The 1,858-nt window shown below is 65.4% G+C and carries 3 protein-coding genes and 1 pseudogene; all 4 read left to right on the forward strand.

Annotated features, from left to right (window positions below; all coding sequences use genetic code 11):
* A partial coding sequence (locus ACOMD9_RS21025; protein ID WP_421417971.1) for a universal stress protein occupies nucleotides 1-241 on the forward strand: 241 nt, incomplete at its 5' end.
* 107 nt (nucleotides 242-348) lie between these two features.
* Nucleotides 349-696, forward strand: coding sequence for a putative quinol monooxygenase (locus ACOMD9_RS21030; RefSeq protein WP_421417972.1), 348 nt, complete (start codon nucleotides 349-351; stop codon nucleotides 694-696).
* 123 nt (nucleotides 697-819) lie between these two features.
* On the forward strand, nucleotides 820-1,161 hold the full coding sequence (locus tag ACOMD9_RS21035; protein ID WP_421417973.1) for a TraR/DksA family transcriptional regulator: 342 nt from the start codon (nucleotides 820-822) through the stop codon (nucleotides 1,159-1,161).
* Between the two features lie 100 nt (nucleotides 1,162-1,261).
* Nucleotides 1,262-1,858 (forward strand): annotated as a pseudogene (locus ACOMD9_RS21040) (helicase); the annotation flags it as partial.

Consider the following 1,858-nt stretch of genomic DNA (forward strand, 5'->3'; position numbering starts at 1 on the left):
TGACCACCGCTCCCAGCTCGACTGGGCCCTGGCCACGCTGCGCGATGCCGGCCACGAGGCCGAGGGCGCGATCCGCGCCGGCGAGGTGGAGGCGACCCTGCGTGCCTACCAGGAGGAGCAGGGCATCGACCTGCTGGTGATGGGGGCCTACGGCCACTCGCGCATCCGCCACCTGCTGGTGGGCAGTACCACCACCGAGATGCTGCGCAAGACGCGAATTCCGGTGCTGCTGCTGCGCTGACCCTTCCCCGAGTCGGCCCCGTCTCGCGCGGTGTGCCGGCTTTCTTGTCAAGGATGCTCCCAGGCCGCAATCCGGGGCCAAGGAGAGCCGTCAACCTGGAGTGATCCATGTCCCGCAAGCTCTACTGCATCGCCAGCTTCAAGCCCAGGCCCGGCCGTGAGGAGGCCGTGTTCAAGGCCCTGCAGGCGCTCGAACCCAATGCCCATCGCGAGGACGGCTGTCTCCGGTACACCGTGACCCGGCATATCGATCATCCCAACGCCCAGGGCGCCAGCTATCCCATCGTCTTCCACGAGACCTGGGCCAGCCGCGAGGCCTTCGAGGCGCACTGCAACCGTCGCGAGATCAAGGAATTCTTCGCCACCCACGTCGAGTCGCCCGAGGGAGACGTGCACCATGCCAACGTCTGCGTCTACACCGACGAACCCCACGGCTACGACGCCCCGGAGCTCTGAGCCGGCGAGTCCCCGGCACTACAAATTCTTGAGCAAAGCGGCTATGTTGTGGGCTTTCGGCCGGTGGATAGGCGGTGTTTCTTACCATCGCCTCCTTGGTCCACTGAACGTGAAGGGCAAGGGATGAATCATCCGGAACTCGATATCGAGAAGATCACCCGCCAGCTGGCGGACGCCAAGGCCTTGCTGATCGACCAGAGCTACCAGAGCAAGGAGAGCCGTGCCACGGTGATGGTGGACCAGCAGTCCGTGGGCCGCCTGTCGCGCATGGATGCCTTGCAGGGCCAGGCCATGGCCAAGGCCGAGGAGGATCGGCGACAGCTGGCGATCCGACGCATCGACGCGGCCTTGGCTCGCCTGGATCGGGAAACGTTCGGGGAGTGTGTCGAGTGCGGTGAATGGATCGCCGTCAAGCGACTGGAGTGGGATCCCACCGTGCTGAAATGCATCGATTGTGCCGAGTGAAGGCGCTCGCTGGCCCGCCTGGCGCCGTACACCCCTCCCCTGTTCCTGGCGCCTCTTCCTTCTGATCCCGTTACCTTGACGCCCAGTCGAACGAGAGACGATGAACCAGAAAGCCGATACCCCCGAACGAGTGGCCGAACGGCGGCAGCTCGATCATACCCTGGAGCGCATTGAGGCCAACCTGGAGGAGCTCGAGGCGCGCCTGGCCGCCTATGCCGAGGATATCCAGGCCCAGAAGGAGTACCTCTGGACGAGCCGCGACGAGATGGACCATATCGAAAAGATCTCGGCGCGGGAGTCGATCGAGCAGGCGGTGATGACCGGCGACAACGCCCTGGCCCGGCGCCACAAGCTCGAGAAGCTCCGTCACTCGCCCTACTTCGGGCGCTTCGACTTCGCCCGTGGCGGAAAGGCCGAGCCGGTCTACATCGGCATCCACCACTTTCACGACGACCTCGCCGGGGTGAGCCGCGTCCACGACTGGCGCGCGCCCATCGCCTCGCTGTTCTACGACTACGAGACCGGCCCCGCCACCTACGAGAGCCCCGAGGGACCGGTGGCCGGCGAGATCTCCCTGAAGCGGCAGTTCCGCATCAAGGGCGGCGAGATCGAACTGATGATCGACAGCGCGGTACACGTGGTCGATGACGTGCTCCAGGAAGAGCTGAGCCGCGCCTCCGACGAGGGCATGAAGAAC

The organism is Halomonas terrestris (genome assembly GCF_049166755.1).
In the GTDB taxonomy this organism is placed as follows: Bacteria; Pseudomonadota; Gammaproteobacteria; order Pseudomonadales; family Halomonadaceae; genus Halomonas.

Coding starts and splice junctions, on each gene's coding strand:
- ACOMD9_RS21030 (WP_421417972.1), top strand. CDS start 349: ATGTCCCGCAAGCTCTACTGCATCGCCAGCTTCAAGCCCAGGCCCGGC.
- ACOMD9_RS21035 (WP_421417973.1), top strand. CDS start 820: ATGAATCATCCGGAACTCGATATCGAGAAGATCACCCGCCAGCTGGCG.